Source organism: Streptomyces sp. NPDC030799 (assembly GCF_055572255.1).
Window position 1 is genome coordinate 1 of sequence record NZ_JBVIDS010000005.1, and the last position, 15,674, is coordinate 15,674.

General features: G+C 72.4%; 17 protein-coding genes and 2 pseudogenes. 8 read left to right on the top strand and 11 right to left on the bottom strand.

Annotated elements, in window-relative coordinates; translation table 11 throughout:
* Window positions 1–739, bottom strand: a 739-nt coding sequence (locus tag ACZ41I_RS13430) for a maltotransferase domain-containing protein (protein ID WP_468514104.1), incomplete at its 3' end; no start/stop codon positions are given.
* Between the two features lie 108 nt (window positions 740–847).
* Window positions 848–1,147: a DUF5133 domain-containing protein gene (locus ACZ41I_RS13435; protein ID WP_228622012.1), complete on the bottom strand. Its 300-nt coding sequence runs from the start codon at window positions 1,145–1,147 to the stop codon at window positions 848–850.
* Window positions 1,148–1,474: 327 nt separating this feature from the next.
* Between ACZ41I_RS13435 and ACZ41I_RS13440 the strand changes: the two genes are divergently transcribed.
* Window positions 1,475–1,987 (top strand): pep a2, encoded by a 513-nt coding sequence (locus ACZ41I_RS13440; protein ID WP_363220930.1) that lies wholly within the window; start codon window positions 1,475–1,477, stop codon window positions 1,985–1,987.
* Entirely contained in the window at window positions 1,984–4,152 is a 2,169-nt protein-coding gene (gene glgX / locus ACZ41I_RS13445) for a glycogen debranching protein GlgX (protein ID WP_468514105.1), read from the top strand. The genes ACZ41I_RS13440 and glgX overlap by 4 nt, the downstream gene beginning before the upstream one ends.
* Before the next feature lie 7 nt (window positions 4,153–4,159).
* Here the strand turns inward: glgX and ACZ41I_RS13450 are convergent, their stop codons facing one another.
* Window positions 4,160–4,969, bottom strand: coding sequence for a VOC family protein (locus tag ACZ41I_RS13450; RefSeq protein ID WP_399767271.1), 810 nt, complete (start codon window positions 4,967–4,969; stop codon window positions 4,160–4,162).
* 129 nt (window positions 4,970–5,098) lie between these two features.
* Between ACZ41I_RS13450 and ACZ41I_RS13455 the strand changes: the two genes are divergently transcribed.
* Complete coding sequence (locus tag ACZ41I_RS13455) at window positions 5,099–5,413, top strand: ANTAR domain-containing protein (RefSeq protein ID WP_363220108.1); 315 nt, start codon at window positions 5,099–5,101, stop codon at window positions 5,411–5,413.
* Window positions 5,414–5,471: 58 nt separating this feature from the next.
* Here ACZ41I_RS13455 and ACZ41I_RS13460 read toward each other — a convergent pair whose 3' ends face one another.
* Window positions 5,472–6,263 (bottom strand): RNA polymerase sigma factor SigF, encoded by a 792-nt coding sequence (locus ACZ41I_RS13460; RefSeq protein ID WP_363220107.1) that lies wholly within the window; start codon window positions 6,261–6,263, stop codon window positions 5,472–5,474.
* Window positions 6,264–6,686: 423 nt separating this feature from the next.
* Here ACZ41I_RS13460 and ACZ41I_RS13465 point away from each other — a divergent pair, with 423 nt between their 5' ends.
* Window positions 6,687–7,211 carry a hypothetical protein gene (locus ACZ41I_RS13465; protein ID WP_399767277.1) on the top strand — a complete coding sequence of 175 codons (525 nt, stop codon included), beginning with the start codon at window positions 6,687–6,689 and terminating at the stop codon, window positions 7,209–7,211.
* An 81-nt stretch (window positions 7,212–7,292) separates the two neighbouring features.
* Here ACZ41I_RS13465 and hemC read toward each other — a convergent pair whose 3' ends face one another.
* The 3 genes from hemC to ACZ41I_RS13480 all read right to left on the bottom strand — a co-directional run bounded on the left by hemC (window position 7,293) and on the right by ACZ41I_RS13480 (window position 10,267).
* Window positions 7,293–8,234, bottom strand: a complete 942-nt coding sequence (hemC, locus tag ACZ41I_RS13470; protein ID WP_399767280.1) for a hydroxymethylbilane synthase — start codon at window positions 8,232–8,234, stop codon at window positions 7,293–7,295.
* Window positions 8,235–8,275: 41 nt separating this feature from the next.
* Entirely contained in the window at window positions 8,276–9,232 is a 957-nt protein-coding gene (locus ACZ41I_RS13475; RefSeq protein WP_468514403.1) for an ATP-dependent DNA ligase, read from the bottom strand.
* A gap of 222 nt (window positions 9,233–9,454) precedes the next feature.
* Complete coding sequence (locus ACZ41I_RS13480) at window positions 9,455–10,267, bottom strand: EamA family transporter (protein ID WP_468514404.1); 813 nt, start codon at window positions 10,265–10,267, stop codon at window positions 9,455–9,457.
* Between the two features lie 152 nt (window positions 10,268–10,419).
* Here ACZ41I_RS13480 and ACZ41I_RS13485 point away from each other — a divergent pair, with 152 nt between their 5' ends.
* Window positions 10,420–11,277 (top strand): LysR family transcriptional regulator, encoded by an 858-nt coding sequence (locus tag ACZ41I_RS13485; RefSeq protein ID WP_468324090.1) that lies wholly within the window; start codon window positions 10,420–10,422, stop codon window positions 11,275–11,277.
* A gap of 222 nt (window positions 11,278–11,499) precedes the next feature.
* Here the strand turns inward: ACZ41I_RS13485 and ACZ41I_RS13490 are convergent, their stop codons facing one another.
* Together ACZ41I_RS13490 and ACZ41I_RS13495 are read right to left on the bottom strand one after the other, a co-directional pair.
* Entirely contained in the window at window positions 11,500–12,291 is a 792-nt protein-coding gene (locus ACZ41I_RS13490) for an XRE family transcriptional regulator (RefSeq protein WP_468514106.1), read from the bottom strand.
* Between the two features lie 185 nt (window positions 12,292–12,476).
* Complete coding sequence (locus ACZ41I_RS13495; RefSeq protein WP_468514107.1) at window positions 12,477–13,064, bottom strand: hypothetical protein; 588 nt, start codon at window positions 13,062–13,064, stop codon at window positions 12,477–12,479.
* Window positions 13,065–13,205: 141 nt separating this feature from the next.
* Between ACZ41I_RS13495 and ACZ41I_RS13500 the strand changes: the two are divergent.
* The 3 genes and pseudogenes from ACZ41I_RS13500 to ACZ41I_RS13510 all read left to right on the top strand — a co-directional run.
* Window positions 13,206–13,307 (top strand): annotated as a pseudogene (locus ACZ41I_RS13500) (MarR family transcriptional regulator); the annotation flags it as partial.
* Between the two features lie 81 nt (window positions 13,308–13,388).
* A complete protein-coding gene (locus ACZ41I_RS13505; RefSeq protein WP_399768392.1) occupies window positions 13,389–13,769 on the top strand; it encodes a DoxX family protein in 381 nt (126 codons plus the stop codon).
* Window positions 13,766–14,233 (top strand): peroxiredoxin, encoded by a 468-nt coding sequence (locus ACZ41I_RS13510; protein ID WP_399767291.1) that lies wholly within the window; start codon window positions 13,766–13,768, stop codon window positions 14,231–14,233. Before ACZ41I_RS13505 ends, ACZ41I_RS13510 begins: the two co-directional genes overlap by 4 nt.
* Window positions 14,234–14,477: 244 nt before the next feature.
* Here ACZ41I_RS13510 and ACZ41I_RS13515 read toward each other — a convergent pair.
* Window positions 14,478–14,815 (bottom strand): annotated as a pseudogene (locus ACZ41I_RS13515) (non-homologous end-joining DNA ligase); the annotation flags it as partial.
* Window positions 14,816–14,900: 85 nt separating this feature from the next.
* A complete protein-coding gene (locus ACZ41I_RS13520) occupies window positions 14,901–15,509 on the bottom strand; it encodes a DNA polymerase ligase N-terminal domain-containing protein (protein WP_468514108.1) in 609 nt (202 codons plus the stop codon).
* Window positions 15,510–15,674: the final 165 nt, after the last annotated feature.

Below are 15,674 nucleotides of genomic sequence, written 5' to 3' on the forward strand. Positions count from 1 at the left end.
TGGGATGGACGGGCGGCAGATAGACGACGTCGAAGCCCATGTCCGCGATCGGCTTGAGCCGGCGCACGGCCGTGCGGAAGGTGCCGTGCGGCTGCCCGGCGGTGCCCTCCGAACGCGGGAAGAACTCGTACCACGAGCCGTACAGGGCCCGTTCACGCTCCACCAGCAGCGGCATCGCGTCGGACGCGGTCACCAGCTCCCGCAACGGATGACGGGCCAGCAACGCCTCCACCTCCGGCGCCAGCGCCGCCTTCAGGCGCTCGTGCACCGACAGGGAGTCGTCGCCGAGGGCCTGTGCGGCGGCAAGGACAACGTTTCGCTCCGGGCCCTTCGGCACTCCGGCGGCCGCACGCTCGTAGAGCTCGGCGCCCTCCTCCAGCACCAGCCCGACGTCGATCCCGGCCGGTACCTTCACCGAGGCGGTGTGCCGCCAGGTCGCCAGCGGATGGCTCCAGGCCTCCACCCGGAAGGTCCAGCGGCCCGTCGCGTCCGGGGTGATCTCCGCGCCCCAGCGGTCACTGCCGGGGGACAGTTCGTGCATCGGCGTCCACGGGCCTCGGCGGCCCTTCGGATCGCGCAGGACCACATTGGCGCCCACGGCATCGTGCCCTTCGCGGAACACGGTGGCCGTCACCTGGAACGTCTCCCCGGTCACCGCTTTCGCCGGGCGCCTGCCGCACTCCACGGCCGGCCGGACGTCACGTACCGGTACACGGCCGATGGCCGGGGTCCTGCGCATGTATCTCACCTCCGCCGTGCGCGAAGCCGGGCACCTGGCCCGGCTTCGCGATCCGAGACGGGGCCGACCGACGTCGGTCCCGTGGGGAACGCCTAGTACGGTGCCAGGTCAGGGGCTTGGCGCCGTGGAACGCCGCTCCGGTGGCGGCGCTCTTCTGGCCGACCGGCGCGGCCGCGGTCGCCCGTCCTGCTCGCGCAGGTAGGTGACCAGATTGGTGCGCAGATAGCGCTCGGCGGCGTCCGCGGCCTCGCGGGCGCAGCGTTTGCCCATCAGCACGCACAGTGTGTAGCCCGAGTCCTCGAAGGTGGCCCGGACCGTGCGGTCGTGGGGCGAGGCGAGCATCACGCGCTCCCACGCCCGGTAACGCCGCAACGCCCGGGCCACTTCGGCCTTGGCGGGTAGCAGCATTGCCCTCTTCACCCTCCACGCTCTCGACTGGGCGCGTTCCCGACGGTCGGGTGGTGTCCGCACGCGGGAAGGGCACGGCACCGTTACGGCGATCGAGGCTTTCACTTATGGTGCACGCACGACGACGCAGCGTCTTGTTGGACCTTCAACAACGCACGGTGTCGGGTGCTCATGTTGCACGAATGGCGTAGTGCCCGCACCGTAGAGGTGACTCAGAAGCGATCAGCGCTCACGCTGTGTGTCCGGGTGGTGTCCCGGACGGGCATCCGGGATCCCTCCCGGACGGGCGAGGGGAGCGAGAGCTTCGCCGGTGAGGAGCAAGCGACGATGAAGACCGCAGTGCCCTGCTACTACCACCTCGACGTGGAAGTCAGCCCGGATCGGGTGGGACAGGTCAGCCGCATCCTGGCCGCCCACCTCCGCTACTGGGACCTCGAGAACCTCACGGTCCCCGTCTGCCGCGGCACCGAACTGCTGCTGCGGGCGATCGACCAGCACGCCAACGACAAACACACGTCGATCGAGATGTGGTGGAACGGCCAGCACCTCATCACCGCGTTCGGGGACGACGACCCGGATCTGCGCCCCGACCAGGACCTGCGCGCCTGTCTCGCCGACATCGCCGCCATGAGCGACGGCTGGGGCTGCTGCGCCTCCGAGACCGGAACCAAGATCATTTGGTTCTCGCAGCGCGCCCGTGCCGGCCAGCGTGTCCCGCTGGTGCCGACCGCCCCCGCGCCCACGCTGCGGACGGGCCGCCAAGTGCCGCGCACCGAGCCGGTCGTGGTGCTGGCCGCGCCGGCGCCCGCCGGTGACGACGCCCTGGAGGGCAGCCGGTGACCGCCCGCAGGAGAAGGAAAGGGCTGCCCGTGTGGAGTGGGCAGCCCTATCCGTTGGGTGCCGCTTTCGACGGACAGGGCACCAACTTCGCCCTGTTCAGCGAGGTGGCCGAGCGGGTCGAGCTGATCCTCGTCGATGACGCGGGCAAGGGGACGCCCGTACGGCTGCACGAGGTCGACGGGTTCGTCTGGCACGCCTATCTGCCCGGCATCGCCCCGGGGCAGCGCTACGGCTACCGGGTGCACGGCCCCTGGCAGCCCTCGCTCGGCCACCGGTGCAATCCGGCGAAGCTGCTGCTGGACCCGTACGCCCGGGCCGTCGACGGCCAGATCGACAACCATCCCTCGCTGTACGAGCGGGCCCCGGACGGCCCCGCCCCCGCCGACAGCGCCGGGCACTCCATGCTGGGTGTGGTCACCGACCCGTACTTCGACTGGGGCGACGACCGCCCGCCCCGGACGCCGTACTCGGACTCGGTGATCTACGAGGCCCACGTACGCGGCCTGACCCGCACCCACCCCGACGTCCCCCAGCACCTGCGCGGCACCTACGCCGGCCTCGCGCACCCCGCCGTGATCGAGCACCTGACCTCGCTCGGCGTGACCGCGGTGGAGCTGATGCCGGTGCACCAGTTCGTCCAGGACGGGGTGCTCCAGGACCGGGGTCTGTCCAACTACTGGGGATACAACACCATCGGCTTCTTCGCCCCGCACAACGCCTACGCCGCCTTCGGCACCCGCGGCCAGCAGGTCAACGAGTTCAAGGCCATGGTGAAGGCGCTGCACGCGGCCGGCCTCGAAGTCATCCTCGACGTGGTCTACAACCACACCGCCGAGGGCAACGAGATGGGCCCGACCCTGTCCTTCCGCGGCATCGACAACGCCTCCTACTACCGCCTGGTCGACGGAGACTGGGCGCACTACTACGACACCACCGGCACCGGCAACAGCCTGCTGATGCGGCACCCGCACGTCCTGCAGCTGATCATGGACTCGCTGCGGTACTGGGTCACCGAGATGCACGTGGACGGCTTCCGCTTCGACCTCGCGGCCACGCTGGCCCGGCAGTTCCACGAGGTGGACCGGCTCTCGGCCTTCTTCGACCTGATCCAGCAGGACCCGGTGATCAGCCGCGTCAAGCTGATCGCCGAGCCGTGGGACGTGGGCGAGGGTGGCTATCAGGTGGGCAACTTCCCGCCGCTGTGGTCGGAGTGGAACGGCAAGTACCGCGACGCCGTCCGGGACTTCTGGCGGGGCGAACCCGGCTCCCTCGGCGAGTTCGCCTCCCGGCTGACCGGCTCCTCGGACCTGTACCAGCACAGCAGGCGCCGGCCGCGCGCGAGCGTCAACTTCGTCACCGCGCACGACGGTTTCACACTGCGCGACCTCGTGTCGTACAACGACAAGCACAACGCGGCCAACGGCGAGGACAACCGGGACGGCGAGAGCCACAACCGGTCCTGGAACTGCGGGGTGGAGGGCGAGACCCGGGATCCGGCCGTCCTCGAACTGCGCGCCCGCCAGCAGCGCAACCTGCTCGCCACGCTGCTGCTCTCCCAGGGCATCCCCATGCTGTGCCACGGCGACGAACTCGGCCGCACCCAGCGGGGCAACAACAACGCCTACTGCCAGGACAACGAAATCTCCTGGATCGACTGGGAGCTGACGGAGAATCAGCAATCCCTCACCGACTTCACCCGGCACCTGATCGCCCTGCGCGCCGCACACCCCGTCCTGCGCCGCCGCCGCTTCTTCCGCGGCGAGACCGTGACCAACGCCGAGCAGCCGCTGCCCGACCTGATGTGGCTGCGGCCCGACGCCCGCGAGATGACCGAGCGGGACTGGCAGCGCGGGGACGCGCACTCGATGGGCGTGTTCCTCAACGGCGACGCCATCGCCGAGCGTGATCCCTACGGGCGCCGCATGGTCGACGACTCCTTCCTGCTGCTGATCAACGGCTACTGGGAACCGGTCGACTTCCGCCTGCCCGACAACTCCTTCGGGGAGCGCTGGACGACCCTGATCGACACCGCCGACCCCGACGGCATCCCCGACGAACGCGAACGGAAGGCCGGGACGAGGCTTCGCCTGGAGGCCCGCAGTCTGATCCTGCTGTCGCGTCCGTCCCGGGTTGCGCGCCAGGAGCGCCGCAGCCCCGCGCCGTAGCCCCTGGTCAGCGTGCCCGGCGGGACGTCACCGTGAACTGGGCCCCGTCGGCATCGCGGAGGATCGCCTCGGTCTCGTCCTCGCTCAGCACGCTGCCGCCGTGCTTCTCCGCCGCCCGTGCACACCCCGGCACGTCCGCCACGGCGAAGTGGACCTGCCAGTGCGGCCGTACGGAGGGATCAGGCGCCGCCTCCACCGCGCCCGAGTCGATCCGCGCCACGACGTCGCCCTGGCTGCGCAGCACCACCTCACCGCCCTCGTACTCCACCTCGCAGCAGCCCGGCACCCCGGACGCCCAGTCGAGGATCTCGCCGTAGAAGATCGCGGAGTCGAATGCGTTACGGGTGTGCAGCCGCACAAAGGTGGGAGCCGCCCGCCGCCACGCCTCCCAGTTGGAGACCAGTTCCCCCTGCCAGATGCCGAATGTGGCCCCGTCCCGGTCGGCGAGCAGCGCGGCCCGGCCCGGCGGGAAGGACAGCGGCCCGACGGCCGTCGTACCGCCGCGCTCACGGGCCCGGGCCACCGCGACGTCGGCGTCCGGCACGGCGAAGTAAGGGGTCCAGGCCACCGCCATCTGCCACATGGCGGCGACCGCGGCGATTCCCGCCACCGGCACCCCGTCCGCGAGCGCGATGCGGAAGTGCTCGCCGAGCTTTACGCCGCGCCAGCGCCAGCCGAGGACGGCCGAGTAGAAGTCCTGGGTGGCCGCGAGGTCACGGCTGGTCAGGCTCACCCAGCAGGGGGCACCGAAGACGGAGTGCGTGGAGACGATGTCGCGCCTCCGCGGTCCACCGCTTACAGGGGCGTCGTGGTTCATGGCAGTCGCGTCCTGCTCTCGGGGCCCGGCGGCCACCGCTCTGGGACCAGTGTCCAACCGGAAGGGGGTGACGTGCCTGTCGAGTACCCCCGGTGGCACCGCCCCAGGCCGCCGAGGACGATGGGGAGTATGGGAGCGAGCGAGCCGGAACAGATCGCCGAGCTGCAGGCGCGGGTCAACCAGCTGAAGGAGGCCGTCGCATCCCATGCGGTCGTGGACCAGGCCATCGGAATGATGGTGGCGCTGGGCAGAGTGACCCCGGACGAGGGCTGGGAGATCCTCAAGGAGGTCTCCCAGCACACCAACATCAAGCTGCGCAACATCGCGGAACTGATCCTCATCTGGGGCCGCCGCGGTGACATTCCCCCCGAGGTCGGTGCCGCGCTGGAGGATGCCCTGGACCGATACGGGCCCACGCAGGTGCCCGGAACCGCGCAGGAGTGAGTCCCCGCGGAGCCACTGCGGCCCGTGGGACCGGGGATCTTGTGGGCCCGGCGCCGGCTCAGCGGGCCTCGGCGAGCAGCTCCTCCCGCATCCGGTCGAAGCAGGCGCTGAGCAGTCGCGAGACGTGCATCTGCGAGATGCCGAGCTGCTCGGCGATCCGGCTCTGCGTCATCCCGCGGAAGAACCGCAGATAGAGGATGGTGCGCTCGCGCTCCGGCAGCGCCTCCAGGCACGGTTTCACGGCCGCCCGGTCGACCACGAGGTCGTATCCGGGGTCGGTTGCGCCGAGCGAGTCCCCCAGGGCGAAGCCGTCGGTGCCGGCCACCTCGGCGTCCAGGGACAGCGCGGAGAAGCACTCCAGCGCCTCCATGCCGGTGCGCACCTCGTCCTCGCTGAGCCGCGTGTGGGCGGCGATCTCCGCCACGGAGGGCGGGCGACCGGAGGTGCTCTGGGAGAGCTCCTTCGTGGCGGTGCGGACCCGGTTGCGCAGGTCCTGTACCCGGCGTGGCACGTGCAGCGTCCACATGTGGTCGCGGAAGTGGCGCTTGATCTCGCCGGTGATGGTGGGCACCGCGTACGCCTCGAAGGCGCGACCACGCTCCGGGTCGTAGTGGTCGACCGCTTTCACCAGGCCGAGAGCAGCCACCTGGTACAGGTCCTCCAGCGACTCCCCACGACCGCGGAACCGTACGGCGATCCGCTCGGCCATGGGCAGCCACAGTCGGACCAGCTCGTCACGCAGCGCCTGCCGCTCGGGGCCGTCGGGCAGCTCCGCGAGCCGCTCGAAGGACTCCGCCGTGTCGGGGGCGTCATCGTGGGGATGGGGGGACGTGCTACCGGTGACACGCATCGTGCGCACCTCTCTCAGGTGCCGGATGAACAGACACCGTGGGAGGTGCGCTCGGACCATGGAAAGGACACCGGGGCGTCCGGCGATGCCGGCTCCCACGGACGTGCCTCCTGTCCGAAGCACTGCCGTTGATTTTCCCGCGCGGGGACATCATCAAACAAATAGGTGCAAACAGGATACGACTGAGCGTGCCGCCCGTCTGTAGCCGACCGCTCGGTCGGGCGGCTCGGTGATCTTGACGTGGACGTGATGTGCGGCACGCGCGTGTACCCCCTTCGGAGGTGCCGCGAACGGATTCTTCCTGGGCAGCGCTTGATCGCCGATCAAAGCGGGCGAATCCCCTGGCCACAGCGCATTCTGCTCATTTGACAGTGCACTCGACGCACAGATAGACAGCAGCTCTCGAAGGGCGAGAGGGGCACTGTGTACGAGCCGAACGTGGTCGGGGACTGGCACGAGTACGACGAGCATGCCGGTCTGCGGGTCCGCGTCCACCGCCTGGAGGCGGCCGAGCCGCCACGCGGACGCGACGACGCCGCTGCCGGGCTGACGTACTTCAGCGTCCGGGTGACGGTCGAGAACCGCGGCGCGCGGCCCCTGGGCATCCACTTGGAGGACGGCCAGCTCGACGTCCGGGTCGGCGCCGACGGGGAGGGTGCCTTCATCGACTGGCGCAACTCACAGTTCATCGAGGGCTTCGACGTCTACCCCCTGCGCCGCGTCACCGCCGTGCTCTACGCCGCCGCCCCCGAGGCCAGCCTCACCCAGGTGGACGTACAGGTGCAGCTTCGCGTGGACGACGAGTGGGCCGACCGCCGGCTGTGGACCGGCGGCATCGGCGTCCTGGAGGCCACCCCGGCGGCCGCCCCCATGGCCGCCGGCCAGGGCAGCCTGGCCCACCAGGTCAGCGCCTTCCTGCGGGACCAGACGGAGCCCGGCACCGCCTGACACGGGCGGTGGCGCCCCCGCCGTACGACCGGTCCGCACGGCGTCCCAGGACTCGCGCCGCGACGCCGTGCCCTCCTGCGGTCAGTGCGGGATGCCGTCGATGATCTCCCGGGCACCCTGCCGCAGCAGCGCCACCGCGACCGACGTGCCGAGGGTGGCCGGATCGAGTCGGCCCGCCCATTCGTGGGCGTTCAGCCTGGTCTTGCCGTCCGGGGTGAACACACAGGCCCGCAGGGACAGTTCCCCGCTGCGGTCCACGCGCGCGTAGCCGGCGATCGGGCTGTTGCAGTGGCCCTGCAGCACATGCAGGAACATCCGCTCGGCCGTCGCCTCCCGGTGGGTGTCCGGGTCGCCGAGCCCGCTGACGGCGTCGATGAGATCGGTGTCGTCCTGACGGCACTGCAGGGCCAGGATGCCCGCGCCGATCGGCGGCATCATCGTCTCCGGTGACAGCACCTCGCTGATCACGTCCGTCCGGCCGATCCGCTCCAGCCCGGACACCGCCAGCAGCAACGCGTCCGCGTCCCCCGCGGCCAGTTTCTCCAGCCGGCGGTTGGCGTTGCCGCGGAACGGCACGCACTGAAGATGCGGGTGCGTGGCGGCCAGCTGGGCCACCCGGCGCACCGAGGAGGTGCCGATCCGGGTGCCGGCGGGCAGCTCGTCCAGGGTGAGGCCGCCCGGGTGCACCAGGGCGTCCCGGATGTCGTCCCGCTTCAGGAAGGCGGCGAACACGGTCCCGGCGGGCAGCGGCCGGTCGGCGGGCACGTCCTTGACGCAGTGCACCGCGAGATCGGCCTCGCCGGCCAGCAGTGCAGCGTCCACCTCCTTGGTGAACGCCCCCTTGCCCTCGACCTTGGAGAGATCGCCGAGCCACTTGTCGCCGGTGGTCTTCACCGGCACCACCTCGGTGCGCACACCCGGGTGCAGGACGGCCAACTCGGCCCGGACCCGTTCCACTTGGGCCAGGGCCATGGGCGAGTCGCGGGAGACGATACGGATCAGTTCGGGAACCGGCATGCGCACACGATAGACCCCCGCGCCCGAGCCGGACTCGACGCCCGGTCTCAGCCGAAGCCCTCGGGCAGGTCCGCCGCCGACTCCTCCGGCGTCAGATCGGGGCGCAGCCGCAGCCACGAGGGCTGGCGCAGCAGTCCGGCGCGGGTACGGGTGCTGTAGTTGACCTCGCCCACCAGCAGCGGCAGCACCCAGCGGGCGTCCGGGATCCGCGGGACCGGGTCGAAGGGGCACCGGCCGCTCGTGGCATCCCCCAGCAGCCGGGCCAGTTCCGTCCGCTCCGTCTCGCTCCAGCCGGTGCCCACCCCGCCGACGTACCGCAGCCGGCCGCCCGCGTCGCGCTGCCCGACCAGTACCGCGCCGGGCAGCCCGGCGAGCCGCCCCTTGCCGGGCAGCCAGCCGCCGACGATCACGTCCTCGGCGCGCATGTTCCGGATCTTGATCCAGGCGCGGGAGCGCACGCCGGGCTCGTACACCGAATCCAGCCGCTTGCACACCAGGCCCTCCAGGCCGTGCTCCCTGGTCGCCGCGAGCGCCTCGGTGCCGTGCCCGGTCACCGCACGCGGCACCGACCAGTACGGCCCGGCCAGCCCGAGCTCCTCCAGCCGCGCCCGCCGTCGTACGTACGGCAGCCGCACCAGGGCTTCCTCCAAGTACGGCACGTCGAACAGCACCAGGTGCACCGGCACCTGGGCGGCCCGGCGGGCCGCCCGCGCGGGGGCGTGCGCGAGGCCCATCCGGCTCTGCAGCAGCTGGAAGTCGGCTCGTCCCCGGTCGTCCAGGGCCAGCACCTCGCCGTCCAGAACGGCGGGCGTGCTGCCCAGCGCGCCGCCGAGCGGGCGCAGTTCGGGATAGGCCGCGGTGATGTCCTCGCCGGAGCGGGCGCGCATCAGCACGCTGCCGTCGCCGGGCAGATAGACCATCACCCGCTGGCCGTCCTGCTTGGTCTCGTAGGCCCACCGCCGGTCCTGAGCTGCCGGTGGCAGGGTGCCGGGCGTGGCGAGCATCGGCGCGATGAGCGGCAGGGGTAGGGCGGTCACGGCTGAAGGTCTCGACCGCTCCCGGTGGTGTCACGCCCCTTCAGCCGCCGGTTCCCCTGAACGGGCCCCAGGCGGCAAGGCGGCACCACGCGTGTCCGAGAGGGGCCGGTGGAAGCACCTGCGGTCCGCTGCCCGTCCTCCCCACCACGGCGTTCTCGGCCGGCAGGGCGACTCCCGTCGGCCGATGGGTCACGCTCGCGTCGTCGCGATGCTCACCGCGTTGGCCAGCACCACCGCCCCGACGCCCGCCCACTCCGCACCGCCCAGGTTCTGGCCGAGCACCACCCAGCCGACCACGGCGGCCAGGACCGGGTTGACGCTCATGAACAGTCCGAACGTCTGCGTGGGGATGTGGCGGAGTGTCAGGAGGTCGACCAGATACGGCACGGCGGAGGAGAGGACGCCGGCCGTCACCGCGCACAGCACCGCACCGGCCGTCGGCGGATGACGCAGCGCGACGGCGACACCGGCGGGCAGGAAGGCCAGCGCGGAGACCGTCGCGGCCGCCGCCGCACCCTGTGCCCCGGGTATGCGCTGCCCGACAAGGCGGTTGAGCAGGATGTACGACGCCCAGCAGCACGCGGCGACCAGGCCGAGGGCCATGCCCGCGTAGTCGGCGGACGGACGTGGCCGCATCAGGATCACGACTCCGCCCGCGGCGAGCGCCGCGCAGCCCGCGTCCAGCCGGCGCCTCGACGCGGCCAGCGCGATGGCGAGCGGCCCGAGGAACTCCAGGGTCACCGCGAGGCCCAGGCCGATCCGGTCGACAGCGCTGTACAGACTCAGGTTCATCGTGCCGAAGACCCCGGCCAGCAGCAGGACCGGCCACCACTGCCGCCAGGTGAAGCTCCGCAGCCGGGGCCGGCCCACGGCGAGCAGGGCGAGCGCTGCGACGTACTGGCGCACCGCCACCACCCCGAGGGGGCCGAGGACCGGGAAGGCCAGCGCGCCGACCGCGGCGCCGGTCTGGTTGGACAGTCCGCTGCCGGCCATGGCGGCCACACCGGCGAGCCGCCGGGCCTTCGGCAGGGGAGGGACCGTGGCCAGGGGCACGGCCATGGCAGGGCGTTCGAGAGCGCGTCGCATGGCCGGATGGTGCGCCGACCACGCGCTTGCGCAAAATGCATGACCTTGTCGATCTATACGCTGGGCGTATGGACGATATCGAGCTGCGGCAGCTGCGCTGTCTTGTGGCCATCGTGGACGAGGGCACCTTCACGGACGCCGCGATCGCCCTGGGTGTCTCCCAGGCCGCCGTCTCCCGCACCCTCGCCGCCCTCGAACGGGCCCTGGGTGTACGGCTGTTGCGGCGCACCTCGCGCGAGGTCACCCCGACCGCGACCGGGCTGCGGGTGGTGGCGCAGGCCCGGCGGGTGCTGTCGGACGTCGCCGACCTGGTCGAGGAGGCCGCCTCGGGGCACACCCGGCTGCGGATCGGCTACGCCTGGTCGGCCGTCGGCCGCCACACCGTCGCCTTCCAGCGGCGCTGGACCGCGGCCCATCCCGGGGTCGATCTGCATCTCGTCCGCGTCAACACGGCGTCCGCCGGCCTCGGCGAGGGCGCCTGCGACCTCGCCGTGGTGCGCCGGCCGCTGCCGGACCGGCGGTTCGACACGGCCATCGTGGGCCTGGAGCGGCGGCTGTGTGCCATGGCCGCCGACGACCCATTGGCCCGGCGCCGGTCCGTACGGCTGGCCGACCTCGCCGGGCGGATTCTCCTCGTCGACCGGCGTACCGGCACCACCACCCCTGAGCTGTGGCCGCCGGACGCCCGTCCCGCCGTCGAGGAGACGCACGACGTCGACGACTGGCTGACCGTCATCGCCGCCGGACGCGGCATCGGTGTCACCGCAGAGTCGACCGCGAACCAGTACCCGCGGCCCGGAGTCGTCTACCGGCCGGTGCGCGACGCGGAGCCCGTCGCCGTACGGCTCGCCTGGTGGCGCGACGACCCGCACCCGGCCCTGCAGGCGGTCCTCGAACTGCTCAGTGAGCTGTACCGGACCGCCTGAGGCGCCGTCCGGCCACCGGAGAGCAGACCGCACAGCATGCGCCGGCGCAGCTGCGGCAGGTGACCCTGCTGCGCGCCTTCGATCTCGTCGTCGACACCGGCGTGTTCACCGAGACCGGCCCGCCCCGGCACGCCCTCCACCTCGTCACCGCCGGCTGACCCGGGCGGGCACGCGGCGCCGTACGTGGCCTTCGAGTGCGGCGCCGTAAGCGCGGTGTGACTGTCATTCCTGCGCGTCTGGCTCCGGGTCCGCGTCCAGGCCCGTGCACGCCAGCTCCCCGTCCACCTCGGCGCACGCCTCCACGCCCCGTGGCGAGGACACCGAGAGCATGGGGCTGCTGTTCCCGGCCGGGTCGTCTGCCGGGTAGCGGGCCGACAGCACGTCCTGGCCGGTCCGCACCGACACCTCGCGGGACCTGGCCGACCGCAGCCGCACCTGGGACCAGGCGGTGCCGCAGGCCGGCGAGTAGCGCAGCAGCACGGTGTAGGCGGGGCCGGTGACCGTGCTCGTGGTCCGCGCGTCCCGGGCGCAGGTCGACGCGTCGGGCAACGCGCCCTGGCAGGACCGGCCGTGACAGCGCGGCGCCGGAGGCAGGTGCTGCGCGGCGGGCGTGCTGTCCGGGCGCCCGCACAGGGCGACTGCGGCGGTCACCGCTGTCGCCGCCCCGAGGAGCGCGAGCGCGGACAGCGGCAGCCAGGGCGCTCGCCACGGCCGGATCCAGCCCGATCGCCGCCTGCGCGCGGGGGGTTCGGGCTCGACCGGGGGTGGGGGGACGTCCGCGGCCTCCCAGAGGGCCAGGAGGGGGTCGGGATCGGCGCCGGCGAGGCGGCAGAGCGCCTCCACGGCGGGTCTGGGCGGCGGCGCACCGCCGGACAGATAGCGGTGCCACGCGGACTTGCTGTACGGGGTGCGCGCGGCCAGCGCCGCCAGGCTCAGCCCTGTACGGTCCTTCAGCTCGCGCAGTCCCGTCACCAGTGCCTCGTCCGGCGTGGTCGCTGCATGGGGGTGCCGCATCGTGCGTCCTCGACTCCCGTTCCGCTATGGGCGTTTTAGCCCCTGTTGTCGGAATGACTTCCCGGAGTGCGATGTCCGCAACACACGCGCAGGTAGGAGGAAAGGAGAAGCGCGGACGTACCGAAGGCCCGTTCGGGGATTGCCGAACGGGCCTTCGGTGACATGTGGTGCGCGGTGACGTGCCGTCAGCACCAGGGCAGGGTGTGGTTGGCGCGGACGTAGCGCGCCGAGACGTAGCCCCGGTGGCGCGAGAGCCGGTACCAGGTGTGGTTCCCGTACACGGAGGAGCCGCGCGTCCTGCAGACGAGCGCCAGGTGCCGGCCCGTGTGCCGGTGGCCGATCACCCGGTAGCCGGTGCCCGGTCCGGAACGGACGTTGAGCCGGGCGTGCCGGGTGGTGACGCGGCCGGTGACGGGCTGGAGGTGTCGGTACGGCACCCACCGCACCACCAGTCGGTACTGCAGGCGGTACGGAGCCGCGTACGGGGTGAAGTGGTGGGCCGTCGTCCGGTGGGCGGAGCGGTACGCCGTTCCCCGGGGCGTCAGGCGGTGCACGCGGCGCGTCTGGTGGCCGCGGAGGGCGACGCGGTGGTGGGCGCGGTGTGTGACGGGTCCGCGGGCGTGGGTGCGGTGGTGGGGGTCGTGCTGGGTGGCGGCGCTGGGTACCGGGTGCTGGGTGGTGGCGCTCGCCGCGGTGGCCCCGGCCGCCGTGGGCAGGAGCGCGAGCGCCGCGACCGTGGCCAGCAAACCGCTCTTGAGGGTCCGTCGGATCATGGAAACCTCCGGCTGTCGTTCTCGTGACCACGAGCAGTGATCACGACAGCCAGCGTTTCCGTGACGGACCGTCGCCATGCCGTCCCGCCGTCCCCGGGGACGGCGGGACGTCCCCCGGGACAGGTGCGCGCGCCGCAGCACGGAACCCGGGGTGTGCAGCTCGCTCTCGCCGACTGGCGGCCCGAGGGCCTGCGGCAGATGGCGAGCCTCTCTCACCGCATGGTCGACGACTTCCTCGCGTACCCGATCAGTTGGGGGCTGCAGCGGGACACCACGGACCTACCGTCCAGTAGTATCCGGCGGCAGGCCACCACAGGAGGAAACGTGCCCCGGTCCGAACGCTCGCCCCTGCTGCTCGCCGGCCTGCTGGCCGCGGCGGGGGTCGCCCACTTCGCCACCCCGCGCCCCTTCGACGCCACCATTCCGCGTCGGCTGCCCGGCTCGCCCAGGGCATGGACCTACGGCAGCGGAGTCGTGGAGCTGGCGCTCGCCGCCGGGATCGCCGCACCCCGGACGCGCGCGGTCGCCGCAAAGGCGGCCGCGGCCTTCTTCGTCGGGGTGTTCCCGGCGAACGTGCAGATGGCCGCGGACTGGCGGCACCGGCCCGCGCCGCTGCGGACGGCCGCTCTCGCGCGGCTGCCGCTGCAGGTGCCGCTGGTCCTGTGGGCGCGAGGAGTTGCCCGCAACGAGAAGGGACGGTCATGACGGAACGCATCGAGGTCGGGGACAAGGTCGAGGACTTCGCCCTCCCCGACGAGACCGGCACCATCCGCCGGCTCACCGAGCTGCTGGCCGACGGCCCGGTCGTGCTCTTCTTCTACCCGGCCGCGCTCACCCCCGGCTGCACCGCCGAGGCCTGCCACTTCCGCGACCTCGCCGCCGAATTCGCCGCGGCCGGTGCCCGGCCCGTCGGTATCAGCGGCGACGGCGTCGCCAAGCAGCAGGAGTTCGCCGACCGGCACGGCCTCGGCATGCCCCTGCTCTCCGACGCCGAGGGCACGGTCCGTGAGCGGTTCGGCGTCCGGCGCGGCTTCTCCCTCGCCCCCACCAAACGCGTCACCTTCGTGATCGCCCAGGACCGCACGGTGCTGGAGATCGTCCGCAGCGAACTGCGCATGAACACCCACGCCGACCGGGCCCTCGCCGCCCTGCGCGTCCACAAGGGCTGATCCGCCCCTTGCGGCGCCGGATGAGCGGGACCGCTCGCGCGCTTGATGCGCCCGTGCAACCGGAACGTCCTTGAGGACCTCCCGTCGGACCCAATCGCCGCACGGGCCGGCACAGTCCAGCTGCCCCACCGGGAGGACCACCTCGATGAGGTGGCCCTCACCGCCTGCCCCGACGCGTCGCCCGGACACCTGGCCGCCGATGCCGGCAGCGCTGTCCGCACGGGGCCGAACAGGCACTGCCCGGCACCTGATCACTGGACCGCGGCCGGTCACCCTCGTAGTGACCGAGGAGCAGCGCACCCGACCCGACCCGGCTGCCCGCCGGTTCGGTGAAGCCGCCGATCATGAACTCCTGCCCCCATGCACACGTGAGCTTCAGCCAGTCCGTGGACCGGCGCGTCCGGTACGGCACGTCGGCCCGCTTGGCGATCAGCCCCTCCCAGCCCCGGGCACAGGCCAGGCCCGGTCCAGCAACTCGGCGCCGCCCGCGTTGCGATGCGGGGTCAGCCGCAGCGGGGCACGGAAGGACAGTGCCCGGCGCAGCAGACCGAAGACGTAGTACGTCACCGCGACCCCGGACGCCTCGATGTCGCCGCCGGGTCAGCCCCATCCGCCGCAGCCGCCGCCGGTCGGCCGGGAGTGCCGCCGGCAGCCCCGGCACCGGGGCTCACCCGTCCCCGTCGGCGGCGACCTGCGCGAGCGTGCGGCCGGTGCGCACCGAGCGGGCCCGTCGGGGATCCGGCGTGCCGTGCCCGTCCGAGCGTGCCGGCCCCTTGCGCACCAGCAGCCAGGCCTCCTCCTCGCCCTCGCCGCTGCGGAACCGGGTCAGCGCGTACTCGCCGTGCAGCTTGGTCCCGTGCAGCCGGAAGGTGGCATGCCCGCGTTCCAGGGACTCCGCGAATTCCACCGGGCGCCCCCGGCGGTCGTGGCTGAGCGGCTCGTAGGTGCCGCGGTCCCACACGATCACCGTGCCGCCGCCGTACTCGCCCTTCGGGATCACGCCCTCGAAGTCCTCGTAGTCCAGCGGATGGTCCTCGGTCGGCACGGCCAGCCGCTTGTCGGCGGGATCGGTGGACGGTCCCTTCGGGACGGACCAGGACTTCAGGACGTCGTCGACCTGGAGACGGAAGTCGAAGTGCATCCGCCGCGCGTCGTGGATCTGCACCACGAAGTGGGGCTCGTCGCTCCCGGCCCGGGGCTCGTGGCCCGAGGGTTCACGGGTCCGCTCGAAGTCGCGCCTGCCGCGGTACGTCCGCAGCCGGTCCTCCGCTGCCACCTGCGGCTCCTTCCCCTACGTCCGCCTCACGGGCCCCGGGTACCCCGGGCCGGGTCGTTCAGCCCGCGCTGACGTTCAGCCCCCGATGGCGTTCAGCTCGGCGACCGCGTCGTGACGACGTCCAGCGCCTCCACCCCGAGGTTCCGCAGGTTGTCGTACAGCTGC

Coding starts and splice junctions, on each gene's coding strand:
- ACZ41I_RS13435 (WP_228622012.1), bottom strand. CDS start 1,147: ATGCTGCTACCCGCCAAGGCCGAAGTGGCCCGGGCGTTGCGGCGTTAC.
- ACZ41I_RS13440 (WP_363220930.1), top strand. CDS start 1,475: ATGAAGACCGCAGTGCCCTGCTACTACCACCTCGACGTGGAAGTCAGC.
- ACZ41I_RS13450 (WP_399767271.1), bottom strand. CDS start 4,969: ATGAACCACGACGCCCCTGTAAGCGGTGGACCGCGGAGGCGCGACATC.
- ACZ41I_RS13455 (WP_363220108.1), top strand. CDS start 5,099: ATGGGAGCGAGCGAGCCGGAACAGATCGCCGAGCTGCAGGCGCGGGTC.
- ACZ41I_RS13460 (WP_363220107.1), bottom strand. CDS start 6,263: ATGCGTGTCACCGGTAGCACGTCCCCCCATCCCCACGATGACGCCCCC.
- ACZ41I_RS13475 (WP_468514403.1), bottom strand. CDS start 9,232: ATGCTCGCCACGCCCGGCACCCTGCCACCGGCAGCTCAGGACCGGCGG.
- ACZ41I_RS13485 (WP_468324090.1), top strand. CDS start 10,420: ATGGACGATATCGAGCTGCGGCAGCTGCGCTGTCTTGTGGCCATCGTG.
- ACZ41I_RS13490 (WP_468514106.1), bottom strand. CDS start 12,291: ATGCGGCACCCCCATGCAGCGACCACGCCGGACGAGGCACTGGTGACG.
- ACZ41I_RS13495 (WP_468514107.1), bottom strand. CDS start 13,064: ATGATCCGACGGACCCTCAAGAGCGGTTTGCTGGCCACGGTCGCGGCG.
- ACZ41I_RS13510 (WP_399767291.1), top strand. CDS start 13,766: ATGACGGAACGCATCGAGGTCGGGGACAAGGTCGAGGACTTCGCCCTC.